Below are 17,486 nucleotides of genomic sequence, written 5' to 3' on the forward strand. Positions count from 1 at the left end.
CTCTCTGTTGCTCGACTCGGGGGGTGGCGCGGCTCCCCCGAGCCCGCAGCGACAGAGTAGATGGCTGCCGGGTCCACCCCTGTCAGCCGGTTGTGGGCAGAACGGCGACGGGCCGCCGGCCTCCGCGAGGAGACCGGCGGCCCGCCGTCACTGCTGGGTCCTACCTCAGTTGAACGGCTCCTCGTCCGGGATGCCGCTCTCCGGCGGGGTCGCGTGCTCGGCCTCGGACTCCTCGATGTCGGCGTCACCGATGTCGGTCACCAGGATGCCGGTCTGCGGATCGGCAGCGGTGCCGGCCAGCTGGACGACCTGCATGCCCGAGATGCCCAGGTGGCTGTCCGTCGAGTAGCGGAACGGGGAGAACGCGGGGCCCTCCCAGTCGGCGCCGACGGTCTCGACGGCCTCGATCAGGTCGTCGCGGGTCGGGTTCTGGCCTGCAGCCTGCAACGCCTGCACCATCGTGTACGCCTGCGCCATGCCGTAGATCCGGTAGTTGGTGAGCTCACCCTCCTGGCCGGACTCGTCCCAGACCTTCTGCCACAGCTGAACCCACGGGTCCTCGGGTGCGTCGACGCCGGGCATGTACTCGGTGGTGATGACCCCGTCCAGCAGGCTGGCGTCGCTCACCGCGCCCTGCGAGAAGCGAGCCAGGAGTGAACCGACCAGCGCCGGGTCCGAGCCCACGTTGGAGTAGATCCACTGCGACGGCTTGAAGCCCAGCTGCAGCGCGGTCAGCTGCGTCAGGGCCGTGTAGCTGGGCGTGTTGAAGCCGACGACGACGTCGGCGCCGGAAGCCTGCAGAGCGGCCATCTGCGGAGCCACGTTGGTGTTGCCCGAGGTGTACCGCTGGGTCTCCACGACCTGGTCCTCGATGTACTGCATCAGGCCGGCCTCGCCGTCCTCGCCGAAGTCGTCGTCCTGGAGGAAGAGTCCGACCTTCGCATCGGGGAGGTTGTCGGCGATGTACTGGCCGATGACCTTCCCCTCGCTCTCGTAGTCGGTCTGCCAGCCGAAGGAGTACGGGTTGGTGTCCGGGTCCTCGCCCCAGAGCAGCGAGCCGGAGGCCACGAACAGGTCGGGCACGCCCTCGGTGTTGAGGAAGTCGAGCACCGCGCTGTGGGTCGGGGTGCCCAGGCCGCCGACGATCGCGAAGACCTCGTCCTCGAGCACCAACTGGTTGACGACCTGGCTGGTGTTGGTCGGGTTGTAGGCGTCGTCCTTGTAGATCCACTCGATCTCGCGGTCGTAGACGCCGCCGGCCTTGTTGACGTAGTCGTAGTACGCCTGCGCGCCGGTGGGGATCTCGCTGTACCCGGGCGCTGCGACGCCGGTCAGCGGGTAGTGGGCGCCGAGCTTGATGGTGTCCTCGGTGATGCCGGGCGCGGAGGCCTCGTTCGCGCCGCCGGTGCTCCCGCCACCGCCATTGTCGTCATTGCTGCCGCCGCATGCGGCGACGGTGGAGACGACGGTGGCTGCGGCGAGCAGGCTCACGAGACGTCGGGAGGATCTGGACAACTGTTCTCCTCTGGTGCGGCCCGGGCTTCGGTGCCCGGGAGTCGGGGTGGGGATGGGCGGCCGGAGCCGTCGGTTCACTCGGGCCTCACCCCCTGTCGGCGGCGCGCCCGGCAGTGGCGCGCTTGGCGCGGGCGGTCATCCAGCGGAGCCGGAGGGTGCCGACGAAGCCGGCGGGAGCGAAGATCATCGCGACGATCAGGACGACGCCGTAGACGAGCGGTGCGATCTGGGCGGCCTCGGTGCTGTCCAGCCCGAGGTCGGCGCCGAGGTCGGTGACGAACGGGGGCAGGAACACCAGCAGAGCCGAGCCCAGCAACGCCCCGAGCAGGCTGCCGAGGCCGCCGAGCACGATCGCGGTGAGCAGCGCCAGCGAGAGCACGAGGGTGAAGTTGGTCGGTGCGGCCAGGCGCACCACCAGTGCCATCACCCCACCCGCCAGACCCGCGGCAGCTGCGCTGACCACGAATGCCAGCACCCGCCAGGTGCCGAGGTTGATGCCGGCCAGCTCGGCGGCCACCTCCTGGTCGCGGACGGCCCGCCAGGTGCGGCCGATCCGGCTGCGCATCAGGTTCGCCAGCAGGAAGTAGGTGATGAGCAGGCAGATCGTGCCCAGGTAGGCCAGCCACTTGGTGCCGGTCGCCGACGCGCCCGAGACGAGGTCGATGAAGTTCGTGAACACGTCGGGCGGCTGCGGAGCGCGCACACGCAGGCCCTGGTCGCCGCCGAACGTGCCCTGGAAATACACGGCGAGGCCGGGCAGGCCGACGGCCAGCGCGAGCGTCGCGCCGGCCAGGTAGGGCCCGTGCAGGCGGGCCGCGGCCACGCCCACGAGTGCTCCCACGACCGTGGCCGTCAGCACCGACACCAGCAGGATCAGCGGCAGGGGGAGCGGGTCCTCGCCGCGTTCGGTCTGCAGGAACAGTGCCGTCGTGTAGGCGCCGACGGCCATCAGCGCGCCGTGGCCGAGGGAGATCTGGCCGTTGAGCCCGGTCAGGACGGTGAGCCCGCCCGCGGCGATCGCGTAGTAGGTCAGCGAGGCCAGCTGCGAGTTCGTGAAGGGGTCGGTGACCTCCAGCAGGATCACCGCACCGACAGCGGACAGCAGCACGATCAGCAGGTGCCGCAGCAGCGTGGACTTCGGGAGGAAGGAACGGCCGCCGGCTGCCTGGGCGGACGGGACGTTCGCGGCCGCGGTCGCCGTGAACGGCGCCTCCTCGATCAGCTCCTCGGTCGTCCGGCCTGGGCCCGCGGCGGGGGCAGGGGTCTTCGACTCGCTCATCGTCATGCCCTCCGGGCCGTGCTGCTGGCGAACAGACCGCCGGGTCGGACGAGGAGCACGACCATCAGGATCACGAGGGCGGAGACGTTGACGAGGGCGCTGCCGCGGTCGACGTAGCCGCTGATGTAGCTCAGCGCCAGGCCGAGGATGAGCCCGCCGACGATGGCGCCGATCGGGGAGTCGAGGCCGCCGAGCACCGCGGCGACGAAGCCGAAGACGATCAGGCTGTCCATGTAGGCCGGGTAGACGAACCCGCCGCCGGCGATCAGCAGCCCCGACAGCGAGCCCACCACCGCGGCCAGGCCCCAGCCGAGCGTGAGCATCCGGCCGACCCGGACGCCGAGCAGACGGGCCACCTCCTGGCCGAAGGCCGAGGCGCGCATCGCCAGACCGGTTCGGGTGAAGCGGAACAGCGCCACCAGCAGCGCCATGACGACCAGCACGGAACCGATCACGTAGAGGCTCGTCGGCGTCAGCGCGATGGTGGTGTCGCCGATCGTGAACCCGCGGACCCCGAAGGGCGTCGGGAACGACTGGAACGAGGACCCCGCGATGATCGCGATCAGGGCCTGGATGGCCACGAAGAGGCCCAGCGTCACGATCACCGCGTTGAGCTCGGGACCACCTTCGACCGGCCGGATGATGATCCGCTCGACGAGGGCTCCCATGACGAAGCCGGCGATCAGGGCCACGACCAGCGCCACCCAGTAGGACGCGCCCGCGTTGATGATGGCCAGGGCGATGAACGCCGTCGCGGCGGCCATCGAGCCCTGCGCGAAGTTGACGATCCGGGTGGACCGCCAGATCAGCACCAGGGCCAGCGCGAACGCCGAATAGATCATGCCCTGGGTCAACCCGCTGAGGGTGACGTTCACGAACTGCTGCACGACGAGGTGCCTTCCTCGAGCGGAGTGGGCGGGGGCGGTCGGGCGGGCCTGCGGTTCAGAAGCCGAGGTAGGCGTGCCGGAGGCCTTCGTCGGCCATCAGCGACCGGGCCTGGTCGGTGACCACGACCCGCCCCAGGTTCAGGACGACGCCGACGTCGGCGACCGACAGCGCGCTGCGGGCGTTCTGTTCCACCAGCAGCACCGACAGGCCCTCGGAGTCGACCAGCTTGCGGAGCAGCCCGAAGATCTGCGCCACGATCCGCGGCGCGAGGCCCAGGGACGGCTCGTCCAGCAGCAGGATGCGGGGCTGGGCGAGCAGGGCGCGGCCGATGACCAGCATCTGCCGCTCACCGCCGGAGAGGGTGTGCGCCGCGTTGTCCCGGCGTTCGGCGATCCTCGGGAAGATGTCGTAGACGCGGTCGAACTCGCTCCGCTCCACCTTTCCCCGGAACAGCGAGCCCACCCGCAGGTTCTCGTCGACGGTCAGCTCGGCGATGACGCCGCGCCCCTCGGGCACGTGCGCCATGCCCTTGCCGACCATCGCCTCGACCGGGGCCCGGGTGATGTCCTCGCCGTCCAGCGTGACCCGGCCGGCCTGGGGGCGGACCAGCCCGCTGATCGTGCGGAGCAGGGTGGTCTTGCCCGCTCCGTTGGCGCCCAGGACGGCGGTGATCCGGCCGGCCTCGGCGCTCAGCGTGACGCCGTCGAGCGCGCGGACCGGGCCGTAGGCGGAGGTGAGGCCATCGACCTCGAGCAGCGCGGTACCGGGGGCAGCGCGCCCACCTGCTCCCGCTGCCGCGCCGGCGGAGACCGCGGTGCTGCCGTGCGCGTCAGTCATTCGCCCGCCCTCCGTCGGTGGCGGCCAGCTCGGCGGCGTCGGCCTCGACGTCGACGTCGTCCCCGAGGTAGGCCTCGGTGACCGCCGGGTCGGCCTGGACCTCGGCCGGTGTGCCGGCGGCGATCTGCTTGCCGGAGTCCAGGACGGTGATCCGGTCGCAGACCTTCATCACCAGATCCATGTGGTGCTCGACCAGCAGCACGCTCATCCGCGAGGACAGGGCGCGGATCAGTTCGCCGAGCTCGTGCATCTCGTCCTCGGCCAGACCACTGGCCGGCTCGTCGAGCAGCAGCAGCTCGGGATCGGCGACCAGCGCCCGGGCCAGGGCCACCCGCTTCTGCACCGGATAGGGGAGGCTGCCGGGATAGCGGCCGGCGTAGCCCTCGGCGCCCAGCTCGACCAGCGCCTGGGTGGCCCGCTCGCGGAGCAGTCGGTCGTCCTTGTCGGCAGTGGGCAGCGCCAGCAGCGCCGAGAAGAACCCGGCCTTCGCGTGCCGGTGCGCACCGACCATCACGTTCTCCAGCACGGTCAGGCCGGCGAACAGGCCCACGCCCTGCAGGGTGCGGGAGATGCCGAGCTTGCTCAGTTGGCTCGGCTTCAGCCGGCGCAGCTCCTGGTCGCGCCAGGTGATCCGGCCCGCGTTGGGGCGCACCAGTCCGCAGGCGACGTTGAACAGGGTCGTCTTGCCGGCGCCGTTCGGGCCGATGAGCCCGTGCACCTGGCCGGGCTCGACGGCGAGCGAGACGTCACTGAGCGCGGCCACGCCGCCGAAGGCGACGCTGATGCCAGTCATCTCGAGCCGGGCGGTGGGCGTTCTTTCCTCGAAAGGCTGGCTGCCGGAGTGCGGAGGCGGCTGCGCCAAGGGGCCCACTTCTCCTCTTCGTCGGGGAGGGTCGTGCGCCTGGCCAGGTTCGGACGGCGACGATTGGGTCACGAGTACGTCCCGCTGAGCCTGCCGGGTCGTGGTGCTCGTCACAATGGGCGCGCTGCACAGTGATCGCAAGTTCGTGTTGTGCTGGGTGCGGCGCGTCACGAGGAGGTGATCGAGTGCAGCCCTTCCGACCGGAGGTCACGGCCCGGCTTGCCGAGCTCGCCCCGCTCCTCCTCGACCAGCTCGACTCGATGACCGACCGCATGATCGACGTCCTCGTCCGCACCGAACCCGCCTACCGCGAGCTGCTCGGTCACGGCGAGGAGGAGATGCGGACGACGACCCGCGCCAACCTCGAGCGCGGCATGCAGACCCTGATCGGCGCCGCGAACAGCAACGGCCGCACCTCCCAGCGCGACGCCCGCGACGTCGGTCGCCGACGGGCCGCCCAGGGCATCCCGCTGGAGGCCGTGCTGCGCGCCTACCGGCTCGGCGGGCAGGTGACCTGGGAGGCGCTGCTCGAGGTCTCCCGCCACGCCAGCCGCGAGCACGATGCCCTGCTGCTGGAGGTCGCCGGCTCGGTCTGGCGGACCAACGACGGGGAGTGCTCCGCGGTGGCCGAGGGCTACCGCGAGGAGCAGCGCCGGCTGGCGGGGGTGGACGACGAGGCCCGCCAGCAGGTGCTCGACGGGCTGCTGGACGGCCGCGGGGGCGATCCGGCGTTCGTCCGGACGGCGTCGGAGCTGCTCGCCGTCCCGCTGGCCGGCCGGCTCGTCGTGGTCGTGGCGATGCCCGACCCCGACGGTGTCCCCGCCCTCGACGCGCCCGCGGCGGACCTGCTCAAGCGGGGTGTCCGCTCGGTCTGGGGTGTCCGGTCGGGCGCCCAGGTGGGCATCGTCGCCCTCGGACAGCTCCCGGGGTGCGAGGTCATGGCGTGGCTGCGGGGGATGGCGGCCGGTCCGGTCGGGCTCTCCGCGGTGGTCGTCGGCGCCCCGGCCGCGGCGTCGGCGTACCGGCTCGCGGAGACCGCCGCCCGCACCCTGCCGCCCGGCTCGGGACGAGTCGTGACGATCGACGAGCGGCTGCCGGAGGCCCTGCTGAGCAACTCGCCCGAGATCAGCTCGCGGCTGATCGGCCAGTCGCTGGGCGGGCTGCTCCAGCTGCCGGACGACGAGCGTGAGGTCCTGCTCGACACGCTGGCGGCGTTCCTGGCCTCCGACGGGTCACCGACGCGGGCGGCCGACGAGCTGTTCTGCCACCGCAACACGGTCATGCACCGGCTGCGACGGATCGAGTCGGTGACCGGCCGCAAGCTGACCGACCCCCGGTCCCGGTTGCTCTGGCAACTCGCGCTGCTGGGCACCGAGCACCGGAGGCCGGTGCAGCCACGATCGGCCTGACCTACTGCAGGTAGCCCTCGACCGTCGACTCCGGCCGCACCTGCGCCTCGTCGGGGTTCTCGTCGTACTGCCGCTTCGCCCGCCGCTGCCGCAGCAGGTCCCAGCACTGGTCCAGGTCCGCCTCGAGCTCGCCGATCCGGGTGCGCTGCTCCTCGGTGTGCTCGGTGGTCTCGCGCAGCTTGTGCTCCTCGTCCACCAGCGAGTGGATACGGCTGAGGATGTCGGTCTCGTCCATGCCCGACAGCCTGCCTTGCGGTGAGCTCGCGAAACAGGGGGGTCAGGTGGTCTCGGGCACCCAGCCCTCGACGAAGGCGGCCAGCCGGCTCGTGACGGCGCCCCCCGCGCGCCCGACGGCGAGCAGGGCGGCCCGCTCCAGCGGCACCCGGACGGCGCGCCTGGCGGACTGCCGGGTGGCGACGGCGTGCCCGACGGCGATCAGCTCGGGCCAGGGGCGGTCCAGCTCGGCCTGCACCCGGGCGAGCGCCTCGGCGGTGGGACCGGCGTTGCCCTCGACCATGGCCGTGACGAAGACGGGGTCGCTGCCGATCACGCGGGTGCCGTCGCGGAAGCTGCCCGCGGCCAGGGCGAGCGCCAGCGGGCCGCTGTCAGCGGCGGCCGCGGCGAGGGCGGCGGCCAGCAGGTGGGGGACGTGGCTGATCGCGGCGACGGCGTCGTCGTGCTCGGCGGCGGTGACCGGCACGACCTCGGCGCCGACCGCGAGCGCCACTTCGGCCACCCGCAGCCACCGGGGCAGCTCGGTGCCCGGCTCGAGGCACAGCGCCCAGCGGGCACCGGCGAACAGGGTGAGATCGGTTGCGGCGTGACCCGAGCGTTCGGTGCCGCACATCGGGTGCCCCCCGACGAAGCGGCCGCCGAACGCCGCCTCCAGCGAGGCCACGACCGGCCGCTTCACCGAGCCGAGGTCGGTGATCGTGGCGTCGGGGTCGATCGTCAGCCCCTCGAGCGCCGTGTTCATGGCCGACAGCGGCACGGCGAGGACGACGATCCCGGCCAGCTCCCGGGTGATGGTGACCCCGCGCGCGGCGGCGGCCTCCCGGGCCTCGGGGTCCACGTCCCAGCCGCTGACCTCCCGACCGCCGGCGGCCAGCGCCGCGGCCAGCGACCCGCCGAGCTGCCCGAGGCCGACGACGGCCACCGGCGGCGCGGGCATGGTCGGTACCGGGAAGCTGGTCATGCCGGCACGTCCGACCACGGGCGGTCGGTGCGGAACACCCGCGCGAGCGCGGTGGCGACCAGCCGGTCGTCCTGCGCCCGCGCCTCGATCCGGTAGACGGCGGTGCGGCTGCTGCGGTGGACCTCGACCCCCTCGGCCTCCAGGCGGTCGCCGGCGCGCCCGGCGGCGAGGAACTCCGTGTGCACGTCCTGAGCGATCGCCACCGTGCCGTGGCTGTTGCTGACCGCCGCGTGGACGACGTCGAGCAGCGCCATCGTGGCCCCGCCGTGCGCGGTGCCGACCGCGTTGAGCAGCGCCGGCCCGACGGTCATCGAGGCGCGGGCGTAGCCGGGGCGGAGTTCGTCCAGCGTGATGCCCAGATGGGCCGCCAACGGGTCGGCGGCGAGCCGCGCGAACAGCTCGGCCGGGACGTCGTCCTGCGGGTCCGCCATGATCGGACCCTATGACGCCCCGGTCGTTCCTCCTCACGGCAGAGCTCGCCGACTACGTCCGCGCCTCGTCCGAGCGGCCGGACGACGTGGCAGCCGACCTGATCGCCGAGACCGCGGCCATGGCGGAGCGTGGCGAGGTGCCGGGGACGATGCAGATCGCGCCGGAACAGGGCGTGTTCATGCAGCTGCTGGCCCGCGCGCTCATGGCGCGGCAGGCGATCGAGATCGGCACGTTCACCGGGTACTCGGCACTGTGCATCGCCCGTGGGCTGGCCGAGGACGGGTCGCTGCTCTGCCTGGACCGCAACGCGGAGTGGACGGCGGTCGCCCGCCGGTTCTGGGAACGGGCGGGGCTGGCCGACCGGATCGAGCTGCGACTCGGCGACGCGCTGACCACGCTCCGGGGCCTCCCCGCCGTCGAGACCTTCGACCTGGCCTTCATCGACGCCGACAAGACCGGATACGCCGCCTACGTGGAGGAGCTCTACGACCGGATGACGCCCAACGGTGTGGTGCTGCTGGACAACACCCTCTGGTCGGGGCGGGTCCTGGACCCGCGGGCCGAGGACGACCACGCGCTCGTGGCCCTGAACGCCGCGCTCGCGACCGACCCCCGCTGGGAGACCGTCCTGCTGCCCCTCGGCGACGGGCTGACCATGCTGCGCAAGCGATGAGCGGCCCCGATCCCGGGCGGACGAGCTTCGCGGTGCGGGTGAGCCGGCCGGCCTCCGGCTGGCAGGTCGAACTGCTGGCCGACGACGCCGGTGACGAGCTCCCGGTGCTCGAGCGGGCGCTGGGGGAGCCCGGTGCCGACGGCTGGCCGCCGCCCTTCGTCCTCGTCGTCGACTCGCGGCTGTACTTCGTGGCCCTGCGGCACGGGCCCGGTGGCATGGTGCGCGCGCTGATCTCCGACGCGACGATGCTGGAGTGGGTGCTGGCCGCGGAGGTGGTCGAGCGCTACGGCATCGGGGTGGACACCGAGGGGGCGTTCGACGACGACGAGTCCGGCTGGCCCGGCGGTGACCTCGACATCTTCGCCGACGACGGGCTGCCCCACGCCGACCTCCGGACGATCGTGACCGCCGACGACCTCTGGGCCGACGAGATGGTCGAGCGCATCGCCCGCCGGCTGGGGTTCGCCGACGAACTGGCCGCGGCGGTGGCGACATGACGGTGACGGCGGTGGTCTTCGACCTGGGCGGGGTGCTCACTGAGAGCCCGATGACCGCGTTCGCCGCGTACGAGGCGGAGGCCGGGCTGCCGGACGGGCTGATCCGGCAGCTCAACTCGACCGATCCACACACGAACGCGTGGGCGCGCTTCGAGCGCAACGAGCTCGACGTGGCGGGATTCTCGGCGGCGTTCGAGGCCGAGGCACTGGCGGCCGGTCACCGGATCGAGGCCGCCCGGGTGCTCGAGGCACTGCGCGGGGAGCTGCGCCCGTCGATGGTGGCGGCCGTGCACCGGCTGCGCGAGGCCGGGCTCCCGCTGGCGCTGCTGTCGAACAACGTCGCGCCGATGGAGCGGACCGGGGAGCTGGGGGAGCTGCTCGGTCTGTTCGACGCGATCGTGGAGTCGTCGGTCGAGGGGGTGCGCAAGCCCGAGCCGGAGATCTACCGGCGGGCGCTGACCCGGCTGTCCCGGGCCGTCGGCCGCCGGATCGAGGCCGCGGACTGCGCCTACCTCGACGACCTCGGCATCAACCTCAAGCCGGCCCGCGCGCTCGGTTTCTCGACGATCAAGGTGGTCCACCCCGCCGACGCACTGCGTGATCTCTCGGCTCTGGTCGGCTTCTCCGTGGACGGACCGGCGTGACGCTCGTCGGCAGGTTGCACCTGGGAAGCTCGTGCTCTGCTTCGCACTGTAAGCAGAGCACGAGCTTCCGGAGATACACCCTGTGACCGCCGACCTCGACGCGGCGATGGGCCGTGCGCTCGAGCTCGCGGCGGCCGCGCCGGAGTGGGGCGACACCCCGATCGGCGCCGTCGTCCTCGGGCCGGACGGCGCGGTGCTCGCCGAGGCGGCCAACGAGCGGGAGAAGCGTGGTGACCCGACCGCGCACGCCGAGATCCTCGCCCTGCGGGCGGCGGCGCAGGTGCACGGCGACGGCTGGCGGTTGACCGGCGCGACCCTCGTGGTCACTCTCGAGCCGTGCACGATGTGCGCCGGCGCCAGCGTGCTGGCCCGGGTGGCGCGGGTGGTCTACGGCGCCGACGACCCGAAGGCGGGTGCCGTGGGGTCGCTGTGGGACGTCGTCCGGGACCGCCGGCTCAACCACCGTCCCGAGGTGACGGCCGGGGTGCGGGCCGAGGAGTCCGCGACAGTCCTACGCGCGTTCTTCCGCGCCCAGCGGGGCCTGTAGTCTCTCCGGCGGTGGCGTGTCCGAGCGGCCGAAGGAGCACGCCTCGAAAGCGTGTGAGGGCAACCCCCTCCGTGGGTTCAAATCCCACCGCCACCGCCAGTACGACAACGGCGGCGCCCGGCAGTCGACCTGCCCGGCGCCGCCGTTCGCGTATGGGTCAGTCCGCGATCCGGTCGTCGAGCAGCAGCAGCCGGCCGTCGTCGCCGGCCACGAACCGAATGCGGTGGGGCTCGGTCTGGCTCGGCCCGCCGGACACGTAGGTGATGTCGAGCAGGGCGGTGGTGTCGTCCTCGGCGCGCACGTTGGAGATCTGCACGCTGGAGAAGTCGCCCCAGAAGCCCGAGAAGTTCTCGAACGGATTGTTCGCCTGGAACTCCGGGCTGGTCAGCTGGTAGGCCGCGGTGAGGTTGCCAGGGATCAGCGCGAAGAAGTCCGTCGCCGCCGCTGCCGGGTCCTGAGCGCCTGCTACCTCCGGCGCGGACGGTTCGGACGACGTCTGGGTGGCAGCCGAGGATTGCGGCGCGGTGGTCGCGGCCGTGGTCGCACTGCTCTCGGCCGCGCTGGTCGCCGCTGCCGTGTCGCCCGGGTCGGACGGGTCGTCGTCCAGCACCACCGTCCAGAAGACGATCAGGCCGGCGAGCACCGCGGCCACGAGTCCGGCGGCCACCCAGAGGGCGCGTCCCCGGCGCCGCCCCGGCTCGCGGGGAGGCGGCGCGACGGTTCGCTCGGGCGTGGGGGTGGCTGCCGCCACCGGTGCCGGCGCGGGCGCCGCAGGGGCGAACGCCGCAGGTGAGTTCGTGTAGGTCGGCGGTGGCGGAGGCGGGGGATTGGCCGGCGCCGCAGCGGGTGCCGGCGTCGCACCGTCGGAGGTCGCGGCCGCAGCAGCGGCTCCGGCGGGAAAGCTCGAGGTTCGGGTGCGCCCGGGAGTCGCCGAACCCAGGTCGGTGCGGGCGAGCAGGATCGTCGTGGTGTCGCCGTCCCGTCCGGCAGCGAGCTTAGCGAGCTCGTCCCGGACCTCCGGCATGGTCGGCCGATCCGTCGGATCGGCCGCGAGGATCTTCTTCAGCGGCTGGGTGAGGGATCCCGATCGGCGGGGCGGCACGATGTTGCCGCCTGCGACCCGGTGCAGCATGCCGAGCGCGTTGTCCTCCATGCCGAACGGCGGGGCTCCCTCGAGGCAGGTGTACAGCGTCGCGCCGAGGGAGAAGACGTCGCTGGCCTCGGTCATCGGATGGCCCTGTGCGACCTCGGGTGCCAGGAAGGCCGGCGTCCCGGTGATCTGTCCGGTCTGGGTGAGCGTCACGTCCCCGCTGGCGTGCGAGATCCCGAAGTCGGTGATCTTCACGACGCCCTCGACCTGGCCGCCCTCGCCGATGAGGATGTTCGCGGGCTTCACGTCCCGGTGCACGATCCCGGCGGCGTGGGTCGCGGCCAGCGCGTCGGCCACCTGGGCGCCCACCTGCGCGACCTGGTCCACCCGCAGGACGCCGTCCTCACTGAGCACTTCCGCCAGGCTGCGGGAGGGCAGGTACTCCATGACCAGCCACGGCTGGCCGTGCTCCAGGGCCACGTCGTAGACGCTGATGGCGTGCGGATGGCTCAGCCGGGCGGCGATGCGGCCCTCACGGAGCGCGCGCTTGCGCTGCTGGTCGGCCTCCTCCGCGCTGACGCCGGGCGCGGTGAGCACCTGCTTGAGCGCGACCCGTCGTCCGAGCAGCTCGTCCTGGGCCAGCCAGACAGCCCCCATGCCGCCCCCGCCGATCTGCGACTGCAGCCGGTAACGCCCCGCGACCAGGCGGCCGGGAGCGGTCAGGGGACGGGTCATGGGTGCGGCGGGTCCGGGCTTCAGACGCCGGACGGGACGCCGAAGCGGCGCACGTACTCTTCCTGGGCGCCGGCCGGTAGGGCGTCGTAGAGGGTGCCGAGCTCCTCGTGCACCGACGGGTCGAGGTCGTCGAAGATCTGCTTCCAGCTCGGCGCCTCGTCATAGCTGCGGGTCAGCAGCAGCTCCCACGCCTGCGACTGCCGGTCCCGCTTGCCTCGCTCGGCCACGAACTCCGACAGGTAGGCGTCCTTCGCGGCTGCCTTCTCCTCGGCCGTCGCGCCGGGAGGCAGTGCCGCGGCATCGCCGCCCCTGAGGACGCCGACGATGGCCTCGACCACTTCCGGCCGCACCTCGCTCGGTTCGCTCATGTCCTGCCTCCTCTCTCGTCGCCCCCGCTTGCGGGCACTTCCCCGGCGGCCGGAAGATCAACCGCCTGCGGTGAGGATGCCGCACGCCCGCTCGTCCGGCGCCCCCGGGCGGTGTGGCGGCAGCACCTCATCCGGTCGCCCGGTACGATCGCCGTGCACGTTGGAGGATTCGCCTAGTGGCCTATGGCGCTCGCTTGGAAAGCGGGTTGGGATAAAACCCTCGGGAGTTCGAATCTCCCATCCTCCGCAGTCGCGACGGTGGTCTCGCACCGAACCGTCGCCGAACCGGTATCGCCCCGGTGGCCGCCGCGCCACCATGGACGGCCATGGACACGGTCGTGATCGACGTGGCCCGCGTGCCACTGACGGACCTGCTGAGCATCGCCCGGGGCGCGTCGGTCGGGCTGGCCGACGGTGCACGTGAGCGGATCGCGTCCGGACGGCGGGTCGTCGACGGAGTCCTGGCCAGCGGCCGCGCGGTCTACGGGCTGACCACCGGCGTCGGTCACCTCCGGGACGTCCGCGTTCCGGACGGCGAACTCATCGGGCAGCAGTACATGATCGTGATGACCCACTCCGGAGGCTTCGGTCCGCTGCTCCCGACGGAGGTGGTCCGGGCCGCGATGGCGGTGCGGCTGGTGGGCCTGACGCGCGGCGGGTCAGGTGCGAGCCCCGCAGTCGCCGAGTCACTGGTCGGCCTGCTGAACGCGGGCGTCCATCCCCTGCTGCCGCGGACCTCCTCCGTCGGAGCCGGTGACCTCGGCGCGATGGCGCTGGTCGCCCAGGTCGCGATCGGAGCGGGTCGCGCGGAGTACCTGGGCGAGCTGCTCAGCGGCGGCGAGGCGCTCGCCCGGGCGGGGATCGCACCGCTGGTCCTGCAGGCCAAGGACGGACTGGCGATGGTCTCGGCCAACGGGGTGTCGGTCGGGCAGGGTGCCCTCGTCGCGGAGCGGGCCGGCGTCCTGGCCGACGCCGCCGAGCTGGTCGCCGCCCTGTCGATGGAGGCGACCCGCGGGAATCCCTCCGTCGCGCTGCCGGTGGTCGCCGAGGGCAAGCCGTTCCCCGGCCTGGCGGAGTCGTGCCGGCAGCTGCGCGAGGCGCTGTCGGGCAGCTACCTGCTCGGCTCCGGCGTCCCGGCCTCGGTGCAGGACCCGCTGTCCTACCGCGTCGTCCCGCAGGTGCACGGGGCTTTCCGCGACACCACCGCCTTCGTCGCGCAGACGGTCGAGACCGAGCTGAACTCCCAGGCGGACAACCCGCTCGTGTCGCCGTCGGACGGCACGCTGGTCTCCAACGGCAACTTCCACCCGGTGCTGCTCGCCGTTGCCTTCGACGCCCTGCGGGTGGCGATCGCGCACGTCGGCCAGCTCAGCGACCGGCGTCTCGGGCACCTCTGGGCGGCGTTCTTCGAGGCGATGTCCGGCGGGAGCCCGTCGTTCGAGGGCCCTCCGCCGGACCTGCCGGGGATGCACCTGCGCTACGCCGCGGCCGCCGCCTACGCGGAACTGCGCCAGCTGGCGGCTCCGGTCAGCCTCGACGTCGGCGTCCTCGACCAGGGCGTGGAGGACCACTCCACCGCTGCTCCGCTGAGCGTGCGGAAGGCCGACGAGGCGCTCGACCTGCTGGCCGACATCCTGACGATCGAGCTCCTCCTGGCCGCCGACATCCTCGACCTGCGGCCGGAGCTGCCGACCCTGGGCGCGGGGACGGCGGTGCTCTACGGCTCGGCGCGCGGCGCGATCGCCGCGCTCTCCGACCGGTCCACGGACGCCGTCCACGCGGCCGTCCGCGCCACCCTGTCCGCGTCCGGCGTCCGCAGCCGTCGCAGGTAGAGGCCCGCGACGGCGGCGAGCACCAGCAGGCCACCGGCCAGGGCGGCGGGGGCGAGGCGCTCGCCCAGGAACGCCGTCGCCAGCGCGGTCGCGGTCAGCGGTTCCAGCAGCGTGACGATCGAGGCGACCGCACCCGGCACCGTCCGCAGTCCCGTGAAGAACAGCGCGTACGCGAGCGCGCTCGGCACCAGCCCGAGGTAGAGCAGCACGGCCAGGGCGACCGGGTCGGTGGTGAACCGCAGCCCGACGATCAGTGCGACCGGCGTGAGCAGCACGGCCCCACCCGCGAACCCCGCCAGGGTCACCGGGATGCCGGCCGGCACGCCCGCTCCGGCAAGGGTGACCACCGCGTAGCCGAGCGCCGAGCCGACCGCCATCAGCGCGCCCAGCACGACCGTCGTCCCCGTGTCAGCTCCCGCGGAGATCCCGACGAGCAGCACCAGCCCGGTCAGGGCGACGACGAGGGCGACAACGGTCGCCCGGTCCGGCCGGCCGTGGCCGAGGAGCGTGGCGCCCACCGCGATGAGTAGCGGTGCCAGGCCGAGGGCGACCAGCGTCGCGATGCTCACCCCGGCCGTGGCGACAGCGGCGAAGTAGGCGAGTTGGTAGGCGGCCAGCCCGGCACCGACGAGGAGCAGCCGGACGGCTGTGCCGCGGGTGATCGGGCCCGTCGGCGCGCTGCGACGGCGCCAGGTGAGCGCCGTGCCGATCAGCAGGGCGACCGCGCCGATCGCCATGCGGTGCCAGGCGATGTCGAGCGGGCCGAGGCCGGCGCGGTCGGCCACGATCTGGCCGCTCACGCCGGAGGTGCCCCAGCACAGTGCGGCCAGGACCACGAGCAGGAAGCCGCGACGGGACGCGGGCGAGGCGAGGGGGGAGGACATGACGCTCCTGGATCGGTTCCGATGGGGGACTCGGATCCGGAGCACGGTGCGGCGGCAGGCGCGTCAGCGTCTGCGGCGGTGCGGGAGAGCTCCCGCGGTGCTCCGGGTCAGGAGCGGGGAGGGGGCAGAACCAGGGCGTGCCGCGGCGTCATGGCCGGGGAGCGTAGCGGGAGGTGTGCGGGGAGCGCTGTCACATTCCTCTACAGTGGAGTCCAGACCCCTCGTGTGGCGTCATCCTGTGAACCTCCCCAGGGCCGGAAGGCAGCAAGGATAAGCGGGCTCTGGCGGGTGCGCGGGGGGTCCCTTTCTTTCCCCGGACGTGCGAGATCGCCGATCTCGCACGTCTTCGTGGCTCGAAGCATGCGAGATCGGCGATCTCCGGCGGGTAGGGCCGGTCAGCCGACGACCACCGAGGCGATCAGGTCGCGCGCCATCTGTTCACCCGTCGATCCCGGGACGAGCTGAGCCCCGAGGCTGATGCGGCGGCCTCCCGCCAGGATGTCCAGACCAACGACCGTCTTGTCGACCGTGCTTCCAGACAGGTCACCGGGAGTCCCGGCCGAGATCCACATGTACGCCAGTTCGGCGCCAGGAACGGTGACCGCTTCGACCCCGTCGGTCGGGGGGAGGCCGCCCTGGAACGTGTTGAGAATCTTGACGGACACGAAGGAGTACTCGTCCCCGCCCAGAGACGGCCCGTTCCAGGTCAGTGAAGGACCGTCCATCCAACTCGACACCGGGGTCGTGTCCACCGTGTCCGCGGCGCGGGCGCCCGGCGGGACCGCGAACGTGACGCCCTGGAACGCGCGGGGTTCCCAACGTTCCGCGGCTTCCTGCTCGGCCCGCCGCGCGGCTTCCTCGGCGGCCGCGGCAGCTGCGGCCTCCTCGGCGGTCGGGGCCGCGTCGGGTGTCGAGGGAGCGGTCGTGGTGGTGACGATGCCGTTGCGATCCGCCACGTCACCGTCTGCACCTGCCGACAGCAGGCCGGCTGCAGCCGTTGTACCGACGACCACAGCCGCGGTCGCGGTCGCGACGGCGACGAGAACGAGGCGTCCCCGGCGCTTCCGCTTGTGCTGGGCCCGGGCGGCCGCTACCTGCCGGCGCGGGTCGACGGCGGGGGTCAGTTCGTCGGCCAGGGAGTGCAGGCGAGCGCTGAGGAGGGACGTGTCCAGCTCGTTCATCGGGTGCTCCCCGTGGTCTGCGAGAGGTTGTCGACGGCGGGGTTCATCAGGGCGCGGAGCGCGGACAGTCCCCGGGTGACGTGGTTGTTGACGGTGCTGCGCGAGCAGCCCATGAGCGCGGCGGTGTCCGCCTCGCTGAGGTCCTCGAAGTACCGGAGGACGACGGCCGTGCGGACCCGTGGCGACAGCTGCAGCAGTGCCTGGCGCATCTCGTCGGTCTCGGCATGGGCGGACTGGTGATCGCCCGTCCCGGCGTCCGGGAATCGCTCGAGGGGCCGCTCGGTGTTGGTGAGCCGGCGCAGCCAGCTCAGGTGCGTGTTGATCATCAGGCGCCGCACGTAGGCGACCGGATGGTCGGCCCCGCGCACCTTGGCCCAGGCGCCGTAGGCCTTGGTGAGTGTCGTCTGCACCAAGTCCTCGCCGAGGTGTGAGTCACCGGTGACGAGGCACGCCGTGCGCAGCAGTTGTGCGCCGTGGGCGGCGACGAAGTCGGTGAACTCGTCGTCCTTCTGGTCGATCACTGGTTCCTCCGGGTGTTCGCTGTCAGGAGGAAGACGCCCCGAGCCGCCGGTCTCGCCCCATACCGGTATGTATCGGTTTCATAAAGGGGGGTCGGTA

The 17,486-nt window shown here is 72.6% G+C and carries 19 protein-coding genes, 2 tRNA genes and 1 other RNA gene; 9 read left to right on the forward strand and 13 right to left on the reverse strand.

Going from position 1 to position 17,486, the window contains the following annotated elements; translation table 11 throughout:
• Positions 1-165: 165 nt before the first annotated feature.
• The 5 genes from E4P38_RS03140 to E4P38_RS03160 form a co-directional block, all read right to left on the reverse strand.
• Positions 166-1,515, reverse strand: a complete 1,350-nt coding sequence (locus E4P38_RS03140; RefSeq protein WP_245160746.1) for an ABC transporter substrate-binding protein — start codon at positions 1,513-1,515, stop codon at positions 166-168.
• Between the two features lie 85 nt (positions 1,516-1,600).
• Entirely contained in the window at positions 1,601-2,794 is a 1,194-nt protein-coding gene (locus E4P38_RS03145) for a branched-chain amino acid ABC transporter permease (RefSeq protein WP_135130269.1), read from the reverse strand.
• A gap of 2 nt (positions 2,795-2,796) precedes the next feature.
• Positions 2,797-3,681 (reverse strand): branched-chain amino acid ABC transporter permease, encoded by an 885-nt coding sequence (locus tag E4P38_RS03150; RefSeq protein ID WP_135130270.1) that lies wholly within the window; start codon positions 3,679-3,681, stop codon positions 2,797-2,799.
• A gap of 55 nt (positions 3,682-3,736) precedes the next feature.
• Positions 3,737-4,519 (reverse strand): ABC transporter ATP-binding protein, encoded by a 783-nt coding sequence (locus tag E4P38_RS03155; protein ID WP_135130271.1) that lies wholly within the window; start codon positions 4,517-4,519, stop codon positions 3,737-3,739.
• A complete protein-coding gene (locus E4P38_RS03160; protein ID WP_167760432.1) occupies positions 4,512-5,312 on the reverse strand; it encodes an ABC transporter ATP-binding protein in 801 nt (266 codons plus the stop codon). Before E4P38_RS03160 ends, E4P38_RS03155 begins: the two co-directional genes overlap by 8 nt.
• A gap of 254 nt (positions 5,313-5,566) precedes the next feature.
• On the opposite strand from E4P38_RS03160, the gene E4P38_RS03165 reads away from it, so the two are divergent.
• Entirely contained in the window at positions 5,567-6,790 is a 1,224-nt protein-coding gene (locus tag E4P38_RS03165; RefSeq protein ID WP_135130273.1) for a helix-turn-helix domain-containing protein, read from the forward strand.
• A gap of 1 nt (position 6,791) precedes the next feature.
• Here the strand turns inward: E4P38_RS03165 and E4P38_RS03170 are convergent, their stop codons facing one another.
• From E4P38_RS03170 to E4P38_RS03180, 3 genes are read right to left on the reverse strand one after another with little or no spacing between them, the layout of a single operon-like run.
• Positions 6,792-7,025 carry a DUF2630 family protein gene (locus E4P38_RS03170; RefSeq protein WP_135130274.1) on the reverse strand — a complete coding sequence of 78 codons (234 nt, stop codon included), beginning with the start codon at positions 7,023-7,025 and terminating at the stop codon, positions 6,792-6,794.
• A 42-nt stretch (positions 7,026-7,067) separates the two neighbouring features.
• Positions 7,068-7,985, reverse strand: coding sequence for a prephenate dehydrogenase/arogenate dehydrogenase family protein (locus E4P38_RS03175; protein ID WP_135130275.1), 918 nt, complete (start codon positions 7,983-7,985; stop codon positions 7,068-7,070).
• On the reverse strand, positions 7,982-8,416 hold the full coding sequence (locus E4P38_RS03180; protein ID WP_135130276.1) for a hotdog fold thioesterase: 435 nt from the start codon (positions 8,414-8,416) through the stop codon (positions 7,982-7,984). The genes E4P38_RS03175 and E4P38_RS03180 overlap by 4 nt, the downstream gene beginning before the upstream one ends.
• An 11-nt stretch (positions 8,417-8,427) precedes the next feature.
• On the opposite strand from E4P38_RS03180, the gene E4P38_RS03185 reads away from it, so the two are divergent.
• The 5 genes from E4P38_RS03185 to E4P38_RS03205 all read left to right on the forward strand — a co-directional run bounded on the left by E4P38_RS03185 (position 8,428) and on the right by E4P38_RS03205 (position 10,877).
• Positions 8,428-9,090, forward strand: coding sequence for an O-methyltransferase (locus tag E4P38_RS03185; protein ID WP_135130277.1), 663 nt, complete (start codon positions 8,428-8,430; stop codon positions 9,088-9,090).
• Positions 9,087-9,587 carry a tRNA adenosine deaminase-associated protein gene (locus tag E4P38_RS03190; protein ID WP_135130278.1) on the forward strand — a complete coding sequence of 167 codons (501 nt, stop codon included), beginning with the start codon at positions 9,087-9,089 and terminating at the stop codon, positions 9,585-9,587. The genes E4P38_RS03185 and E4P38_RS03190 overlap by 4 nt, the downstream gene beginning before the upstream one ends.
• The gene (locus E4P38_RS03195; RefSeq protein ID WP_135130279.1) at positions 9,584-10,231 is read left to right on the forward strand and encodes an HAD-IA family hydrolase; all 648 of its coding nucleotides are present in this window, start codon (positions 9,584-9,586) and stop codon (positions 10,229-10,231) included. Before E4P38_RS03190 ends, E4P38_RS03195 begins: the two co-directional genes overlap by 4 nt.
• Positions 10,232-10,337: 106 nt before the next feature.
• Positions 10,338-10,778, forward strand: a complete 441-nt coding sequence (locus E4P38_RS03200) for a nucleoside deaminase (protein ID WP_135130606.1) — start codon at positions 10,338-10,340, stop codon at positions 10,776-10,778.
• 10 nt (positions 10,779-10,788) lie between these two features.
• Positions 10,789-10,877, forward strand: a tRNA-Ser gene (locus E4P38_RS03205).
• Between the two features lie 58 nt (positions 10,878-10,935).
• Here the strand turns inward: E4P38_RS03205 and E4P38_RS23135 are convergent.
• Both E4P38_RS23135 and E4P38_RS03215 read right to left on the reverse strand, forming a co-directional pair.
• Complete coding sequence (locus tag E4P38_RS23135) at positions 10,936-12,603, reverse strand: serine/threonine-protein kinase (RefSeq protein ID WP_209308913.1); 1,668 nt, start codon at positions 12,601-12,603, stop codon at positions 10,936-10,938.
• A 20-nt stretch (positions 12,604-12,623) separates the two neighbouring features.
• A complete protein-coding gene (locus tag E4P38_RS03215; RefSeq protein WP_135130280.1) occupies positions 12,624-12,971 on the reverse strand; it encodes a hypothetical protein in 348 nt (115 codons plus the stop codon).
• A 162-nt stretch (positions 12,972-13,133) separates the two neighbouring features.
• Between E4P38_RS03215 and E4P38_RS03220 the strand changes: the two genes are divergently transcribed.
• Both E4P38_RS03220 and E4P38_RS03225 read left to right on the forward strand, forming a co-directional pair.
• Positions 13,134-13,218, forward strand: a tRNA-Ser gene (locus E4P38_RS03220).
• 79 nt (positions 13,219-13,297) lie between these two features.
• The gene (locus E4P38_RS03225) at positions 13,298-14,803 is read left to right on the forward strand and encodes an aromatic amino acid ammonia-lyase (RefSeq protein WP_135130281.1); all 1,506 of its coding nucleotides are present in this window, start codon (positions 13,298-13,300) and stop codon (positions 14,801-14,803) included.
• On the opposite strand, the gene E4P38_RS03230 is transcribed toward E4P38_RS03225, so the two are convergent.
• Positions 14,689-15,687: an EamA family transporter gene (locus E4P38_RS03230; RefSeq protein WP_135130282.1), complete on the reverse strand. Its 999-nt coding sequence runs from the start codon at positions 15,685-15,687 to the stop codon at positions 14,689-14,691. The two genes, E4P38_RS03225 and E4P38_RS03230, sit on opposite strands and share 115 nt — an antisense overlap.
• Positions 15,688-15,899: 212 nt before the next feature.
• On the opposite strand from E4P38_RS03230, the gene ffs reads away from it, so the two are divergent.
• An RNA gene (gene ffs, locus E4P38_RS03235) (signal recognition particle sRNA small type) lies at positions 15,900-15,995 on the forward strand.
• A gap of 87 nt (positions 15,996-16,082) precedes the next feature.
• Here ffs and E4P38_RS22780 read toward each other — a convergent pair.
• Together E4P38_RS22780 and E4P38_RS03250 are read right to left on the reverse strand one after the other, a co-directional pair.
• On the reverse strand, positions 16,083-16,868 hold the full coding sequence (locus E4P38_RS22780) for a hypothetical protein (protein WP_167760433.1): 786 nt from the start codon (positions 16,866-16,868) through the stop codon (positions 16,083-16,085).
• Entirely contained in the window at positions 16,865-17,389 is a 525-nt protein-coding gene (locus tag E4P38_RS03250) for a SigE family RNA polymerase sigma factor (RefSeq protein ID WP_245160748.1), read from the reverse strand. Before E4P38_RS03250 ends, E4P38_RS22780 begins: the two co-directional genes overlap by 4 nt.
• Positions 17,390-17,486 lie beyond the last annotated feature (97 nt).

It is taken from the genome of Blastococcus sp. CT_GayMR16 (genome assembly GCF_004570875.1).
In the GTDB taxonomy this organism is placed as follows: Bacteria; Actinomycetota; Actinomycetes; order Mycobacteriales; family Geodermatophilaceae; genus Blastococcus_B.